Source organism: Nitrospirota bacterium (genome assembly GCA_016235245.1).
Classification (GTDB): Bacteria; Nitrospirota; Thermodesulfovibrionia; order Thermodesulfovibrionales; family UBA6898; genus UBA6898.
Map to the genome: position 1 here is coordinate 96,413 of JACRLO010000021.1, position 13,707 is coordinate 110,119.

General features: G+C 47.6%; 18 protein-coding genes. 6 read left to right on the forward strand and 12 right to left on the reverse strand.

The window, feature by feature from the left end; genetic code table 11:
* Positions 1-117: 117 nt before the first annotated feature.
* The 12 genes from HZB31_10570 to trxA all read right to left on the reverse strand — a co-directional run bounded on the left by HZB31_10570 (position 118) and on the right by trxA (position 8,302).
* Positions 118-588: a hypothetical protein gene (locus HZB31_10570; protein ID MBI5848371.1), complete on the reverse strand. Its 471-nt coding sequence runs from the start codon at positions 586-588 to the stop codon at positions 118-120.
* 185 nt (positions 589-773) lie between these two features.
* Positions 774-1,697 carry a potassium channel protein gene (locus HZB31_10575; protein ID MBI5848372.1) on the reverse strand — a complete coding sequence of 308 codons (924 nt, stop codon included), beginning with the start codon at positions 1,695-1,697 and terminating at the stop codon, positions 774-776.
* A gap of 156 nt (positions 1,698-1,853) precedes the next feature.
* The gene (locus HZB31_10580; protein ID MBI5848373.1) at positions 1,854-2,693 is read right to left on the reverse strand and encodes a hypothetical protein; all 840 of its coding nucleotides are present in this window, start codon (positions 2,691-2,693) and stop codon (positions 1,854-1,856) included.
* A gap of 35 nt (positions 2,694-2,728) precedes the next feature.
* Positions 2,729-3,394 carry a metal-dependent transcriptional regulator gene (locus HZB31_10585; GenBank protein MBI5848374.1) on the reverse strand — a complete coding sequence of 222 codons (666 nt, stop codon included), beginning with the start codon at positions 3,392-3,394 and terminating at the stop codon, positions 2,729-2,731.
* A gap of 27 nt (positions 3,395-3,421) precedes the next feature.
* Positions 3,422-4,042 carry a ribonuclease HII gene (locus tag HZB31_10590; protein MBI5848375.1) on the reverse strand — a complete coding sequence of 207 codons (621 nt, stop codon included), beginning with the start codon at positions 4,040-4,042 and terminating at the stop codon, positions 3,422-3,424.
* Between the two features lie 6 nt (positions 4,043-4,048).
* Positions 4,049-4,399, reverse strand: a complete 351-nt coding sequence (gene rplS, locus HZB31_10595) for a 50S ribosomal protein L19 (protein ID MBI5848376.1) — start codon at positions 4,397-4,399, stop codon at positions 4,049-4,051.
* Positions 4,396-5,139, reverse strand: coding sequence for a tRNA (guanosine(37)-N1)-methyltransferase TrmD (trmD, locus tag HZB31_10600; protein ID MBI5848377.1), 744 nt, complete (start codon positions 5,137-5,139; stop codon positions 4,396-4,398). Before trmD ends, rplS begins: the two co-directional genes overlap by 4 nt.
* Positions 5,140-5,180: 41 nt before the next feature.
* Positions 5,181-5,678: a 16S rRNA processing protein RimM gene (gene rimM / locus HZB31_10605; protein MBI5848378.1), complete on the reverse strand. Its 498-nt coding sequence runs from the start codon at positions 5,676-5,678 to the stop codon at positions 5,181-5,183.
* Between the two features lie 118 nt (positions 5,679-5,796).
* Positions 5,797-6,033: a 30S ribosomal protein S16 gene (rpsP, locus tag HZB31_10610; GenBank protein ID MBI5848379.1), complete on the reverse strand. Its 237-nt coding sequence runs from the start codon at positions 6,031-6,033 to the stop codon at positions 5,797-5,799.
* Between the two features lie 61 nt (positions 6,034-6,094).
* Positions 6,095-7,414: a signal recognition particle protein gene (gene ffh, locus HZB31_10615; GenBank protein MBI5848380.1), complete on the reverse strand. Its 1,320-nt coding sequence runs from the start codon at positions 7,412-7,414 to the stop codon at positions 6,095-6,097.
* A complete protein-coding gene (locus HZB31_10620) occupies positions 7,414-7,938 on the reverse strand; it encodes a TlpA family protein disulfide reductase (GenBank protein MBI5848381.1) in 525 nt (174 codons plus the stop codon). Before HZB31_10620 ends, ffh begins: the two co-directional genes overlap by 1 nt.
* 34 nt (positions 7,939-7,972) lie before the next feature.
* Complete coding sequence (trxA, locus tag HZB31_10625; GenBank protein MBI5848382.1) at positions 7,973-8,302, reverse strand: thioredoxin; 330 nt, start codon at positions 8,300-8,302, stop codon at positions 7,973-7,975.
* Positions 8,303-8,442: 140 nt separating this feature from the next.
* Between trxA and HZB31_10630 the strand changes: the two genes are divergently transcribed.
* The 6 genes from HZB31_10630 to HZB31_10655 are packed head-to-tail and all read left to right on the forward strand — an operon-like array spanning position 8,443 to position 13,646.
* A complete protein-coding gene (locus HZB31_10630) occupies positions 8,443-9,222 on the forward strand; it encodes a hypothetical protein (protein MBI5848383.1) in 780 nt (259 codons plus the stop codon).
* A gap of 19 nt (positions 9,223-9,241) precedes the next feature.
* Positions 9,242-9,520 (forward strand): twin-arginine translocase subunit TatB, encoded by a 279-nt coding sequence (gene tatB, locus HZB31_10635; protein MBI5848384.1) that lies wholly within the window; start codon positions 9,242-9,244, stop codon positions 9,518-9,520.
* A complete protein-coding gene (tatC, locus tag HZB31_10640) occupies positions 9,521-10,291 on the forward strand; it encodes a twin-arginine translocase subunit TatC (GenBank protein ID MBI5848385.1) in 771 nt (256 codons plus the stop codon). It begins immediately after the preceding gene.
* Positions 10,284-10,562 (forward strand): hypothetical protein, encoded by a 279-nt coding sequence (locus HZB31_10645; protein ID MBI5848386.1) that lies wholly within the window; start codon positions 10,284-10,286, stop codon positions 10,560-10,562. The genes tatC and HZB31_10645 overlap by 8 nt, the downstream gene beginning before the upstream one ends.
* 41 nt (positions 10,563-10,603) lie before the next feature.
* Positions 10,604-12,253 (forward strand): HEAT repeat domain-containing protein, encoded by a 1,650-nt coding sequence (locus HZB31_10650; protein MBI5848387.1) that lies wholly within the window; start codon positions 10,604-10,606, stop codon positions 12,251-12,253.
* Positions 12,243-13,646 carry an HD-GYP domain-containing protein gene (locus HZB31_10655; protein ID MBI5848388.1) on the forward strand — a complete coding sequence of 468 codons (1,404 nt, stop codon included), beginning with the start codon at positions 12,243-12,245 and terminating at the stop codon, positions 13,644-13,646. Before HZB31_10650 ends, HZB31_10655 begins: the two co-directional genes overlap by 11 nt.
* The last annotated feature ends 61 nt before the right edge of the window (positions 13,647-13,707 follow it).

Sequence of the window (13,707 nt, forward strand, 5' to 3'; positions counted from 1 at the left end):
ACAGAAATACCGGACAGTCAACTGACAGCGCATTAGATACTGCCAGCATCACATTAGGACCACCTAATCGCCAAGTCTTAAAGACTATCTATTTCTTTTGTGAGAAGCTAACGTTTACTACTGCTTATCGTAGATCAGCTGCATTTTGCGGACGCCGTTAGGTGTCTTAATTGTGGTATCTATCGTCATTACCCTGCCGTCGGCGCTGAGGGATTGGACAAACGTAGACTCTCCTGTGCCGTGTTCCGTAGACATGACGCTTTTTGTGATCAGGGTTGAGCCTTCCCACCGGCAGGTGCTCCTGATCTCCTTGCCACCGGCCATGTTTACACTCTCGCCGCCATCCAGTTTGTGCGTAGCAGTCTCGGAGCGCTCGCCCACAATACGCGTTGTGGCAAGAACGGCCGGGGTCTGTTTGATCACTATGGTCACTTTCGCTGTTGATAAAGTGCTGGACTGATTTTTCCCCATATCGCTCTTGGCCATGTTCAGGGTCCATGTGCCCGAAAAATCGGGTCTGCCGAGTGCGAAAGCTGATCCGGAGAATAACAGCGAGACAAACAGGATAAAAGCCGCAACGCGTTTCATAACAGCCTCCAGATCGAAAGAATTGAGAAAATATAACCGATAGAACTATTCATGTCAACGGGTTGAATTAATTCAAGGAAAAAAGAAATGACGCTGAACCGACACCACGTTGGAGACCTGATAAATTGGCTGCTTATCCCCTCGGCGGGCAATTGAAACAGAAAGCCAGTGAAGATACCGCAGGATTAACTCACTGCACCCTTAATCCCGTTAATGGCATTAATATCGCCCATAAGGATAACCACATCACCAGGCTTTAAAACCGCATTTTCAGGAGGGTTAAATTCATACGACTTTCCTGACCGTCTGCTGAGCGCAACGACGGTCACATCTGTTTTGGACAATATACCTGTTGCCTGAAGAGTCTTGTCCTTATACGGCGACTGATCGTCAATTGCAAGTTCATCTACCCGGATAGTCTTCTCCTGCGATCTGAGCATCAGGTCAAGGAAGGATACGACTGAGGGTCTTATCAGTTCCGATGCCATCCTGAGCCCTCCGATATAATTAGGCATTACCACGCTGTCAGCCCCTGCCATCCGTATCTTCTGTTCAGACTCTTCCTCAACTGCCTTTGAAATAACCCTGATGTCTGGATTGAGTCTTTTTGTCGTAAAAACCACAAGAAGATTTTCAGCATCTGACTGGAGTGCCGAGACGATCCCCCGCGCCCTCTCAATGCCAGCTGCCTGCAGTACGGTATTATGGGTCGCATCGCCCTGCACATAGCATATCTCCTGCTCGTCAAGCTGCCTGATCGTTGCGGGATCCCTTTCTATGGCAACAACGTCCTTCCGCGTTCTGACCATCTCTTCGAGGGCATGCTTGCCGGTCTGTCCGACACCGCATACGATAAAATGACCTTTCATTGCAGCTATTTTCTTTTGCATCTTTCTCCTCCTGAGCGCATCTGTCAACTCTCCCTCAACGATAAAGGCAATGATGGTGGAAACGCCATAGACAAGAACACCTGTCCCTCCCAGTATAAGGACTATGGTAAATATCCTGCCCTGCCCGGTAAGCGGGTGTACTTCCATGAAGCCCACGGAAGCGATGGTAATAACGGTCATGTAGAGCGAATCAAGCAGGGGCCACTGTTCGATAAACATATATCCGCAGACCCCTGAAGAGAAAACGAAGAGTAGGGCGAAACTTATGTGCAGCAATCTTCTTAACAGCATAGGTAGAAGATACCAGAACTCTCAGGATAAGATAAAGTCATCAGGAGACATGGTGAATCCAGAGCAGCTCTATGCTGCCTCATATCAGAGAAAATCATCGCAGGTATCCAGGTCATCGTTATCAGATAACTCATAGGTCTCCTCCTCAGGAATTTGAGCGGTCTCTCCGCGCTCTCTCAGTTCCGAAAAAATGAACGGCCGTGTCGCTTTCGGAAGACTCTCTGTGCGGTAGAGTTCTCTGAGGTCATTGGTCTTCATATCTGGTATAAATCGAGTCACATCAAGCATGGGAGTATTGAAGTTCCTGATAAGTCCGTATTTTACCGCATAGCGCAAAGACCATTTCGGGTGTCCGGATATCATATGAATTATCGCGGGCTTTACTGAGGGCCTGTTGATGATTTCACAGAGATGCGTTTCGGTAATGACCGGGCTGTCCAGGCATGCAGTAACGGTATTGCTGTCTCCACGAGCCATAAGTGCCATGACAATGGTGCTATTGGACCTTTTGGCAAGCGCTATGCTCACTCCTGAAGGCATGGACGGGATTTTTTCCGTAAGTATCAGTTCTATTTTCTGGCGCAGGGTTACGGGAACTTTCTGGTCTCTTGTCAGATCGCCGAGATCAAAAATGCGAAGGAATTTCAGCAGCGAAAAAGCGACCCTCTGGGGTGTTCGGGGATTTCTGCAGAGGGCCAGTTTAAGTTTGTAGCTGTCCTTGAATCGCACATCGCCGGCAAGAAAACCCAACGCCTCGGCAGGCGTGCTTCTGGTTTTTACGAGAAAAAGAACCATTTCTTCATTCAGGTATCTGTTGAGCGTCACATTCAGAATAACCTGGGGATGCGTATCACGAACCAGTGTCCAGAGTTCTTCGCCCTGGGCAATAAGGGCCTGCCCCAGTCTCTGCTCCAGCGAAGTCATGGTCTCTGCACGCAGAAGGAATTGATCCGAATGGATCAGGCTATGGCCTTTCTGAGATAAATCTCTTTGGCAATCTCCGGATCCAGGGCAACCGTAGTTTCGTCTATGCTCAGGACAAAAGAGGGTGTTTTCTGGATCAGCCTGATTACACTGCCGGCAGCGATGCCAAGAGAGTTCAGCTTGCTGATCCTTGAAGGGTCAGAAGGTACGATAAAGGTAATCCTTCCTTTGGCGCCGACTTCGAATTCAGAAAGGCGCGTCACTACCGGCGTCACCTCGATCTTGAATTTTCTGCAGCACTCACCCCTCGGAATCGGCTTGCCGTGAGGGCAGGTTGGCGGATGACCAAGAAAGGTGCAGACGCTTTCCGTCAGTTCCTCGCTGAGGATATGCTCCATCTTACAGGCATCGCTTACGACCGTATCGTCAGGCATTTCAAATACATCGGTGAAAAGGCGTTCAGCAAGGCGCTGTCTTCGTATAAGACCGCGCGCCTCCTTCTGTCCCCTGTCGGTAAGGGTGATGTCAGTGCCGGCAACAGATGCGAGGCCGAGATGAAGAAGGGTTTTGATCATGGTATCAGTATCGGCATCGTCAGAACTTAATGTAAAATGGTTCATTCCTCTGTGCTTGTCCTCATCGAGCACCCAGAGCAGTTCAAGGGCTTCGTCAATACGTTCCTGGTCAGTAATAAAATCCATAGACTAATTATATGCCAAGAAAAGATTTTATGACAACGCAAAAGGAAGTTCTGCTGGCATGACCCGTCTGAATGATTTTCTATGAATAGGACAGGGGCCCAGCAGTTCTATCATTTTCAGGTGGTCCTTCGTGCCATATCCCTTGTGCCGTTTGAAATGGTATTCAGGATACATGCTGTCATAGTGAAGCATCAATGTGTCTCTGACATATTTTGCAATAATTGATGCTGCCGCTACGGAGGCGCTCTTGGCATCAGCCTTGATGATCGGAAACTGTCTGAACGCTATGTCTGGAATCGTTACCGCATCGACAAGCAGAGCGTCTGGGAACAGGGCAAGGTCCTCGACTGCCTGCTTCATTGCTGATTTCGTTGCTCTGAGGATATTTGTCCTGTCTATTTCCAGGCTGTCAACAATGCCTACACCAACAGAAGAGGCAGAGATAAGAACCTCCCAGAACAGGCGGGTTCGTTCTTTTTCAGGGACCATTTTTGAATCACGGAGACCGGCTATTCTGATATGCGGTGGGAGGATAACGGCAGCGGCTACAACGGGGCCCGCCAGGGGACCCCGTCCTGCTTCGTCTATGCCGGCAACGACCGGGAATCCTTCATCTCTGAAAGAATCGTCATGCCGGTAAATGTCCATGAAATACTACTTTGCGGCGAAGTCTTTCTCTTTGATCTTTGCGGCCTTGCCCTTCTTCTCCCTGATGTAATACAGCTTGGCCCTCTTAACTTTTCCCTGCTTGATGATCTCAACTCTGTCCACGGTGGGAGAGCAGACAGGGAAGATCCTCTCTACGCCGACACCAAAAGAGATCTTTCTGACCGTGAAAGATTCGCGCGTACCGCAACCCTTTCTGCCGATGACAAGGCCCTGGAAGGGCTGTATCCTTTCCTTGTCACCCTCGACTACTTTCACATAGACCTTAACGGTATCGCCGACATTAAAGACTCCAAGATCTCTCTTGAACCCTTCCTCGATTGCATTGATGATGTTCATGATGCTTCCTCCTTTATCTGTTCCAAAAGTAATTTCTCTTCAACCGAGAGACTGTATGATTCCAGCAGATCCGGCCTCTTTTGCATCGTGGCCTTCAACGACTGTTTTATTCTCCATTTCCGTATCTCTTCATGGTTGCCCGAAAGCAATACCCTGGGCACACTCATATCCCTGAACTGTTCAGGCCGCGTGTAGTGCGGATAGTCAAGTAATCCATGACTGAACGACTCAGCATCAGCCGACTGGCTATCGCCAAGTACATTTGGCAAGAGCCGCGAAACGGCATCTATTATAACCAAAGCAGGCAGTTCTCCGCCAGTCAAAACGTAATCACCAACAGAAATTTCATCATCGACAAGATGATCTCTCACCCTTTCGTCAATAGCTTCGTATCTGCCGCAGAGAAAAAGCAGCTCTTTTGAGTCGTCTGCGAGCTCCCGGGCAACGCGCTGAGTAAAAACCCGGCCGCCAGGGGAAAGCATGATGACCCGGAGATTATCCCTTTTCGGCCACTGCTCCTCCATAATCCTGAAGAACGTTTCCGGTTTCATTACCATACCAGGGCCGCCGCCATATGAATAATCATCAACCGTATGGTGCTTGTCTGTGCTGTAATCCCGAAGATTATGCACCGCCACACTGATAAGCTGCCTGTCAATGGCACGCTTCAGGATACTGCAACCCAGATAGGCGTTAACCATTTCGGGGAAAATCGTTATGATGCTGAAACGCTTATGCATGGAAGACCGTCACAGAGACGCGCGTATCGGCGATAGGCAGATCAATCCAGAAGTCCTTCAATGGGCGTTATCGTCATTATGCCCGTCTCCAGATTTATGTCTGCAATGAGTGGCTTTACGGCAGGCAGCAGATATTCCTTCTCATTTCCCTGAACAACATACAGTTCATTGCCGGGAGATTCCAGGATATCCGTAACCCTCCCTATCGTTTCACCCCCGGCCGTAACAACAGTAAGGCCAATTATCTGATGATAATAGTATTCGTTGCTCCCTAATTCAGGCAGCAGCGATGCGTCCACCTCAATCATGGCATTCCTGAGCTTCGATGCCTCTTGCCGGTCGGATATCCCATCAAATGAGATGAGGAGGAACTCCCGGTCAGTCCTTACGGAATGGATTGTTACTTTCTGTACGGTTCCTGCAGACGTGACAACCTGAGCTTCAGTCAGAGGGGGAAGTGATTGGGCTGCTTTAGAAAGGGGGAAGGCCTTAACTTCTCCTTTGATCCCCCGTTCCTTTATGATGCGTGCTACGGCAATATGCTTTAAGACAGAATCTCCTTACCCGATGATTTCATGAACGCAATTCCAGCAGAGCTTAGACACGTTTCAAGCAACTCCTTCATCATCGTCTGCCGAAAACCGGACGATGATGAAATTATGCGCCGGCTTTCTCAATAAGCTTTTTTGCAATATCCGTCGGCTGAGCTCCCTTTTCTATCCAGTGCTTTGCCCTTGCAACATCGATCTTAATCTCTGACGGCTCCTTCAGAGGATCATACGTGCCCAAAATTTCGATAAACGGTCCGTTTCTGCGTGTGCGGGAATCAGTTACGAGCATCCGGTAAAACGGCTTCTTATGCGACCCTAATCTTGTAAGTCTGATCTTGACCAAAAAAACACCTCCAGTTGTAATCTGAAATTTTAATATAAATTAGTAAAAAAAGTAAAGGTGATCAGAGGCAAAAGAACCGCGGCAACTTGATGTTTTTCTTGCCCTTGAACATCTTGAGCATCTTTTTCAGTTCAACATACTGCTTGACCACCCGGTTGACATCTGCCACTGTTGTTCCGCTGCCCATGGCAATGCGCTTTCTTCTGCTTCCGTTGAGAATGTTATGATTCAGGCGTTCTTTTTTTGCCATGGAACTGATAATCGCCTCGATCTTTGCAAATTCCCGTTCGTCAACCTGCATGTTCTTCACCTTGTTCATTCCCGGGATCATGCCCAGAATGCTTTCCAGCGGGCCCATACCCCGTATCTTTTTGAGCTGTTCCCTCAGGTCGTCAAACGTAAAGGAGTCCTCAAGAATCCGTTTCTGAAGCGTCTCTGCCTCTTTTTGATCAAAGGACTTCTGGGCATGCTCGATCAGGCTGAGGACATCACCCATCCCAAGGATCCGGGAGGCGATACGGTCAGGATGAAAGGGCTCAAGCATATCGATCTTTTCGCCGACGCCGATAAACTTGATGGGTTTCTGCGTAATTTCTCTCACCGAAAGGGCTGCGCCCCCACGGGCATCGCCATCCATTTTTGTAAGGACAATACCGTCTATTCCTATTTGGTCATTGAACTGCTTCGCTATGTTTACGGCATCCTGACCGGTCATGGCATCAGCCACAAAGAGTGTCTCTCTGGGCTCAACGCTCTTTTTGACATTCTTGAGCTCTGTCATAAGCGATTCATCAACATGAAGTCGCCCGGCAGTGTCAATAATAAGGATATCATGGGCTTCTGTCCGCGCCTTCTTTAATGCCTCAAGGGAAACGGCGACAGGGTCTTTGGTATCGCGCGAAGCAAATACCGGAACGCCTATCTGCGCACCGAGGGCCAGGAGCTGATCAATGGCAGCCGGCCGCTGAAGGTCGCAGGCAGCCAGAAGAGGACGTCTGCCCTCCTTCTTGAAATGCTTCGCAAGCTTTGCTGCGGATGTAGTCTTGCCAGAGCCCTGCAGACCGACCATCATAATAATTGTCGGCGGATTCGGTGAAAGCATGATTTTGACATTGGCACTCCCAAGAAGAGTGCACAATTCGTCATGAACGATCTTGACGACCTGTTGTCCGGGAGTCAGGCTCTCAAGAACTTCCTTGCCAAGAGCTTTTTCTTTGACTCTCTGAACAAAGTCTTTCACAACTTTGAAATTCACATCAGCTTCGAGCAGAGCGAGCCTTACTTCCTTCAGAGCGGCATCGATGTCCTCTTCTTTAATGAGGCCTCTGCCTTTGAGTTTCTTGAAAATCGACTCGAGCTTATCGCTAATGTTTTCGAACATTACAGTAGTGCCTCTATTTGAGCTGACAGTCTCTTGTCGAAATCTTCAGAATAGCCCTTATTGATATCGACAATTTTGCCGTCTTTGCCGATCAGAAAACTGGTCGGAATGCTAACGACGTTGTATTGTTTAGGCATCGATTCATCAGCAAGCAGAACGGGATAGGAAATACTATGGGAAGCAGCGAACCGGCGAACCTGTTCCAGAGCATCGGAATCGGTATCTATAGATACCCCAAGTATGATAAAACCCTTCTGCTCAAATTTTTTATGAAGTGCTATCAGTCCAGGTATTGATGCCTTGCAGGGCGGACACCATGTAGCCCAGAATTCAAGGAGCACCACTTTTCCCTTATAATCAGAAAGCGTAATGCTCTTGCCGGAGAGGTCCTTACGCGTAAAATCAGGTGCCGCGCCGTTGATTTCTGCTGATAACACGACCACAGACGTGCTGTCCGTCCTGTTGCAGGCCGTCATAGCCAGACCTAACACAAAAATGAGAAGAAGGAGAAAGGCTTTATTCATGGGGATTCAGAGCGTTAGCGCAGGCAACGCAGGCTTAGGAGAGCAGGCTGTCAATCTTTGCCTTGAGCTGTGGCTTGGGAACAGCGCCGACAATTCGATCTGCTTCCTGGCCATTCTTGAAGAAGATAATACTGGGGATGCCCATGATTTTGTATCTGCTTGCTACTTCAGGATTTTCGTCGGTATTAAGCTTCATCACCTTAATTTTATCTGCATATTCCTTTGCAAGTTCCTCAACGGTAGGAGCGATCATACGGCAGGGGCCACACCAGACAGCCCAAAAATCTACCATAACGACACCGTTGTGGCCCAAAACCTCTTTATCCCATGCTGCCGATGTTGCTTCCAATACATTTTCAGACATGACTGACCTCCTTGAAATATTTTTTAATTATATGGTCAGCACGATTTATTTGTCAACGAAGCACCAAAAGAACTGTAGTCTGCCGAAGAAAAACAACTGTGCATTGACAGTAATTAGCGGTATCTGGTATGTTTCAAGCAGTGAAAGAACTCCTCATTATTATTGCTTTTTTTCTCTGTCCCTGCGAGATTTTCGCCTTTGATATTTCTGGGCTGCAGCCTGTTGCATCCGACGGTGTTTTTTCGACATTCAGCGCAGAAAGTCTTCAGAAAAACAAGTCATCGATCGAACTGTCATTTGAACGCTCAAAGGAGCCGGATTTCTATAGAGTTCAGCTTAAGGGAGCCTATGGGATTAGTGATCATCTTGAAGTCATGGTCACCATTCCTTATGTTTATGACTATCTTGGGTCAGTTGACGGGCTTGAGGATGTAGCCCTCGGCTTCAAGCACCGCTTTTATGACGAGGGCAAATACGGTCCTTCTCTGGCTTATATTGTTACCGCATCGCTTCCTGCTGGGAATGATCGGCTTTCGAGCGGAGGCCGCACAGGCATAGGACTTATTCTGAGTAAGCGGCTCGGGCCCTTCCGCGGGAATTTCAATATCTTTTATGAAAAACCTGGCAAAGGCAGCCTTCAAAGTGAGATATTGTTTGCTTCCGGCGTTGAATTTTCGGCAACGCATAAGTCGGATATTCTCGCCGAATTCCTTGCGAGAAAGGTACATTTTTCAAAAGAATATGATCAATTGGAAGCACGCTTCGGCTATCGGCTTAAGACCTCTGATTTCATTTATACCACAATCGGAGTGGGCGCAGACTTTAAGGCCAGATCACCGGAATTCAGACTTATGGTATCGTTCAGTTTTACGAATGCCAAAGGGGAGAAGAAGATCAGGAAAATTTATGAGGAAGAGTAGGGAGGACTGAGGCCGGATTATGTTTGATATAGGATTCCAGGAGCTGGTAATCATCTTTGTTGTTGCACTTCTTGTCTTTGGACCGGAAAAGCTGCCGGAACTTGCCAGGACTATCGGCAAATGGATGACAGAGATTAAAAGAGGTGTTTATATCGCAAAAGGTCAGATTGAAAGTGAACTCAATGTTGACTATAAGCTGCCTGATGAGGACCTTATCAAAAACCTTCCGAAGGATACCGTTCACGAAAATAACGTTCTTCCAGAAGCTGACGCAACCAAAAAAGAGGATAAGGCGTAAATGGAAGAGCATAAAATGCCTCTTACCGAACATCTTACCGAACTCAGAAAGCGGATATTCGTCTCGCTTGGTTCAGTCCTTCTTATTTTTCTTGTTTCTTTCAATTTTTCGGGCGAAATCTTCGGTGCCCTTACACTTCCCCTGAAGGCAGAGATGAAACTGTCGATGACAGCACCCTATATTCAGTTAATAGAAAAACCGTCGACACCGCTGGTTTTTCTTGCCCCTGCAGAGGCCTTCTGGATGCATTTCAAGGTCGCCTTTATGGCCGCGCTTGTTCTGTCTCTGCCGGTTATTTTTCTTCAATTCTGGAAATTTATTTCACCCGGTCTCTTGCCGAAAGAAAAAAAGTATTTCCTGCCTTTTCTTTTTTTTGCTACTCTGTTATTTTCGGTCGGCGCAGTTTTCTGCTTTCTGGTAGTCCTTCCCTTTGCCATGACCTTTCTGCTTGGGTATAAGACCGCGCAGTTGACTCCGATGCTCTCGGTGGGCAGCTATATTGATTTCTGCCTGAAGTTCATTCTTGCCTTTGGTGCAATTTTTGAACTGCCGCTCGTGATTATTTTTCTCACCAGATTTGGCATTGTCACGCCTTCAGCGCTTGCACGCAACAGAAAGTATGCGGTTCTTGCGGCCTTTATTGTTGCGGCAGTGCTTACGCCTACGCCTGACGCATTTAATCAGACCCTCATGGCCGTCCCCATCGTTCTTCTTTACGAGGTCGGTATCCTGCTGTCAAGGATCATGATTAGAAAGGAATTGCGTGGCTAATATCAGGGGAAAAAGCAATAAGGCGCTTACGATGGACGTGGCCGAAGGATATGTTGCGGTAAATCCGATTTTCTTGAAGCCTTTCGATCCCGAAACCCTGAAAGAGTTCTATCACGAGATCGATAAAACCCAGAAATTTCTCCGCTCGGAAAAATTTCCGGCAAATGATATTGAGGCGATACGGATGAGAAACCTTAAACTCCAGCGGTTGTACCTCGCAACGGTCGTCATCAGAACGTTTGCGCGGGAACGCAGGTTAACGCTTGTTTAGCCGTCATTGACATCCCCCTATGCCTGTGATAAGTATTTAACATGGAAATACACGACGATCTGAAGGCAGCGAAAGATATCATTCAGGCGCTGCTCAAATCAAAAAAGATGATACGCATGTATCCATCGAACAACCCTATTTACGTTAAAACCATTGAGGATACCTATGCCCGTTTCAAGGATTACTTTGACTATCGCGACGACCTGCTGCTAAAGATACGCCAGAATGACATCACGTGGGAAAATGAACAGCTTTATTACAATGCAGAGAAAGATGACAATCTCGCTCTCTTCCTGTTTAAGGATGGCCTGAGAGAACTCACCTTCAAGAAGGGCCTGACCGCCGATGAAATGGAAGAGTTTCTGAAAATCACCGCTATGGACTTTGAGCGGGAGGTTCTGGACGACGATATTGTCACGCTCTTGTGGGAAAAGGATTTTCAGAATATACAGCATGTTGCTGACGACGTGATCCTTGCCGATGAGGACAATTACGAGATGAATGCGGTGGAGCAGATTACCGAGGCAAGCAATGATTCGGATAATGTATTAAAGGCGTATCAGGATGCCTTCAAGGAGGATGATGTCCTTAAAGATGTGGATGTCATACCTCTTAGCGACAAGGATCTGCAGCACCTTATGCAGGAACTTGAGAGAGACGCGCAGGATAAATCCACTAAATTGGTTGATATACTCTTTGAGCTCATGTATCTCGCCGAATCGCGCAGTGATTTTGACGAACTCTCCGTCTACTTCATGAATGCGATCGAATATTCGATGACGCGGGGCGATATACCCATGGTCACAAACATCCTGTCGCGGCTGCAGGATGTCCTGAATGACAAAAACGTTGACGAGGAGATCAAAAAATATTTCAGAAAGATCATATCGTTTGCAGGAAGTGATCCCATCATTAAGCTCCTCGGTGAAATTCTTGACGCAGGGCAGGAGTTGGAAGATAAGATCATCGAGGACCTTGTAGCGCGTCTGGACAAAAATGCGGTAACGCCCTTAATGAACATTTTGGGAGAGCTCAAGAGCATCCATGCCCGAAAAGTCGTGATAGACGCACTCATCCATATCGGCCCGAAGGATATTATGACCCTTTCCAAGGGGTTGAATGATTCCCGCTGGTATGTGGTAAGAAATATTATTTTCATACTCAGAAAGATTTCCGACAAGAGGGCTGTAGAATTCCTGCTTAAAACGGTGCGGCATGCAGACATCAGGGTTCGAAAAGAAGTAATCAGGGCATTGGGCGAACTTGGCGGCGGAGGTGTGTTTCAGACTCTGAGGGAGTGCCTTGAAGACCCGGAGATTCAGGTGCGGTCGGCTGCTCTCAGGGCACTGGGAACGGTAGCCTCAGAAGCGGCTAAAAGAATTATCATGGACCGCATTAGTGATAAGACGTTCAGGGACAAGGACTTCGAAGAGAAGAAGGAATACTTTGAAGTCATTTCACACTGGAAAGATAAGGAAGTATCAGCGTTTCTTTCAGAAATCCTCAGGAAGAAATCGTTCTTCTTCGGAAGCGCCAAGATCGATGAGACCAGGGCCTGTGCCGCCTATGGACTCGGCCTTCTGGGAAATAGGGACGCGGTCGATCTGCTGCAGAAGTTCAAGGGAGAAAACAATAAGCTGGTCAGGGAGTTCTGCTATACTGCCATCAAGAGGCTCGACCATGGACAATAAGCAGGAGCGTGAGCTGCATAAACATGCCAAGGAGCTCATCAATCAGCTCTCTGTGGTGCTGCGCACATCCCAGATACATGATGCAAATAATATTGCCCTCGTCTCTTCGATGAGCCGTCTTGTGGCGATGCTCAATACGTTCATTGAGCAGGAAAAGATCATTACGCTCGAACTGCGAGGGGAGTTCTTCTACATCAACGAATATCGCATACGCTATTCGCTTGAATATCTGCTCAATTTCGATTTTCTGATACGGGAATTCAAGAAGCGCGAACTCGGGAGCGTTTCATTTAAAAATCAGATCAAATCGGAGGATATGAAGGCACTTATACGTGCCTGCATTGCAGCTTCATTCTCGCAGGAACCCTTTGAAGCTCTTGAAGAAAAAATGGCAGACGTACGAACGATCAGCGTCGGACGCTTGCAAAAAGTTGTCGAAGAGGATTCCTATGATGTAAGAAAAATGGTAAAAAAGACTTACTTCAATGCCGTGTCATTTACGCAGGGCGTCATGAACAAGATGAAGAGCGGCGAAAAGGTGAATATCAAGAAGGCAAAAAGGGTTGTCGAATCAATGGTAGACCAAATCCTCGAGGAAGAGCAGATGCTGCTCGGCATGACAGCCATCAAGGATTATGACGAATACACGTATCATCATTCTGTAAATGTCAGCATTCTGTCGGTAGCCCTTGGACAGCGTTTGGGACTCAATCGCCGAATGCTGACGGAACTCGGCATGGTCGCATTGTTCCATGACCTGGGCAAGATGGAGATCCCCAATGAGGTCCTCAATAAACCGACCAATTTTACGGATGATGAGTGGAAAATCATCAGAAAGCATCCTGTCTGGGGCCTCAAGGCGGTATTGAAACTCAAAAAATTTGATGACCTTACCATAAAATCGGCCATCGTTGCATTTGAGCATCATATGAACTTCGACCTTTCGGGATATCCGAAGGTGCGCAAACCTCTTGAGCTTGAACTGTACAGCCGTATCGTCAGCCTCTCCGATCAGTATGATGCGATGACGTCGGCACGAGTCTATTCGCGGACACCCATGTCCCCTGACAAGGCGCTCAGTATTATGATGGAGCGTGCAGGAACGCAGCTCGACCCGCTTTTATTTAAATTCTTTACCAATATGGTCGGCATCTATCCCATCGGGACCCTTGTCATGCTTGACACAAAGGAGCTTGGTCTGGTCTGCGAGAGTAATCAGGTCTTTCCGGCGCGTCCCCGCGTTATGGTTATTGTCGACAGCAAGGGCAACAGGATAAAGGGTTCAACGGTCGATCTGACCGAAAAAAATGAACAGGAAGTCTTTCTGCGTTCAATCAGCAAAACCATGGATCCCAACAAATACAAAATAAACCTCGCTGAATATCTGCTGTAATAAAGACGCATTCTGCAGCGTTGTGCCATGAAAATATTGACTTTTTCTATGCTTATCGTAT

Excerpts from the sequence above, each read along its gene's own strand:
- HZB31_10570 (MBI5848371.1), bottom strand. The coding sequence starts at position 588 with ATGAAACGCGTTGCGGCTTTTATCCTGTTTGTCTCGCTGTTATTCTCC.
- HZB31_10575 (MBI5848372.1), bottom strand. The coding sequence starts at position 1,697 with ATGTTTATCGAACAGTGGCCCCTGCTTGATTCGCTCTACATGACCGTT.
- HZB31_10580 (MBI5848373.1), bottom strand. The coding sequence starts at position 2,693 with ATGACTTCGCTGGAGCAGAGACTGGGGCAGGCCCTTATTGCCCAGGGC.
- HZB31_10585 (MBI5848374.1), bottom strand. The coding sequence starts at position 3,394 with ATGGATTTTATTACTGACCAGGAACGTATTGACGAAGCCCTTGAACTG.
- HZB31_10590 (MBI5848375.1), bottom strand. The coding sequence starts at position 4,042 with ATGGACATTTACCGGCATGACGATTCTTTCAGAGATGAAGGATTCCCG.
- rplS (MBI5848376.1), bottom strand. The coding sequence starts at position 4,399 with ATGAACATCATCAATGCAATCGAGGAAGGGTTCAAGAGAGATCTTGGA.
- trmD (MBI5848377.1), bottom strand. The coding sequence starts at position 5,139 with ATGCATAAGCGTTTCAGCATCATAACGATTTTCCCCGAAATGGTTAAC.
- ffh (MBI5848380.1), bottom strand. The coding sequence starts at position 7,414 with ATGTTCGAAAACATTAGCGATAAGCTCGAGTCGATTTTCAAGAAACTC.
- HZB31_10620 (MBI5848381.1), bottom strand. The coding sequence starts at position 7,938 with ATGAATAAAGCCTTTCTCCTTCTTCTCATTTTTGTGTTAGGTCTGGCT.
- trxA (MBI5848382.1), bottom strand. The coding sequence starts at position 8,302 with ATGTCTGAAAATGTATTGGAAGCAACATCGGCAGCATGGGATAAAGAG.
- tatB (MBI5848384.1), top strand. The coding sequence starts at position 9,242 with ATGTTTGATATAGGATTCCAGGAGCTGGTAATCATCTTTGTTGTTGCA.
- tatC (MBI5848385.1), top strand. The coding sequence starts at position 9,521 with ATGGAAGAGCATAAAATGCCTCTTACCGAACATCTTACCGAACTCAGA.
- HZB31_10650 (MBI5848387.1), top strand. The coding sequence starts at position 10,604 with ATGGAAATACACGACGATCTGAAGGCAGCGAAAGATATCATTCAGGCG.
- HZB31_10655 (MBI5848388.1), top strand. The coding sequence starts at position 12,243 with ATGGACAATAAGCAGGAGCGTGAGCTGCATAAACATGCCAAGGAGCTC.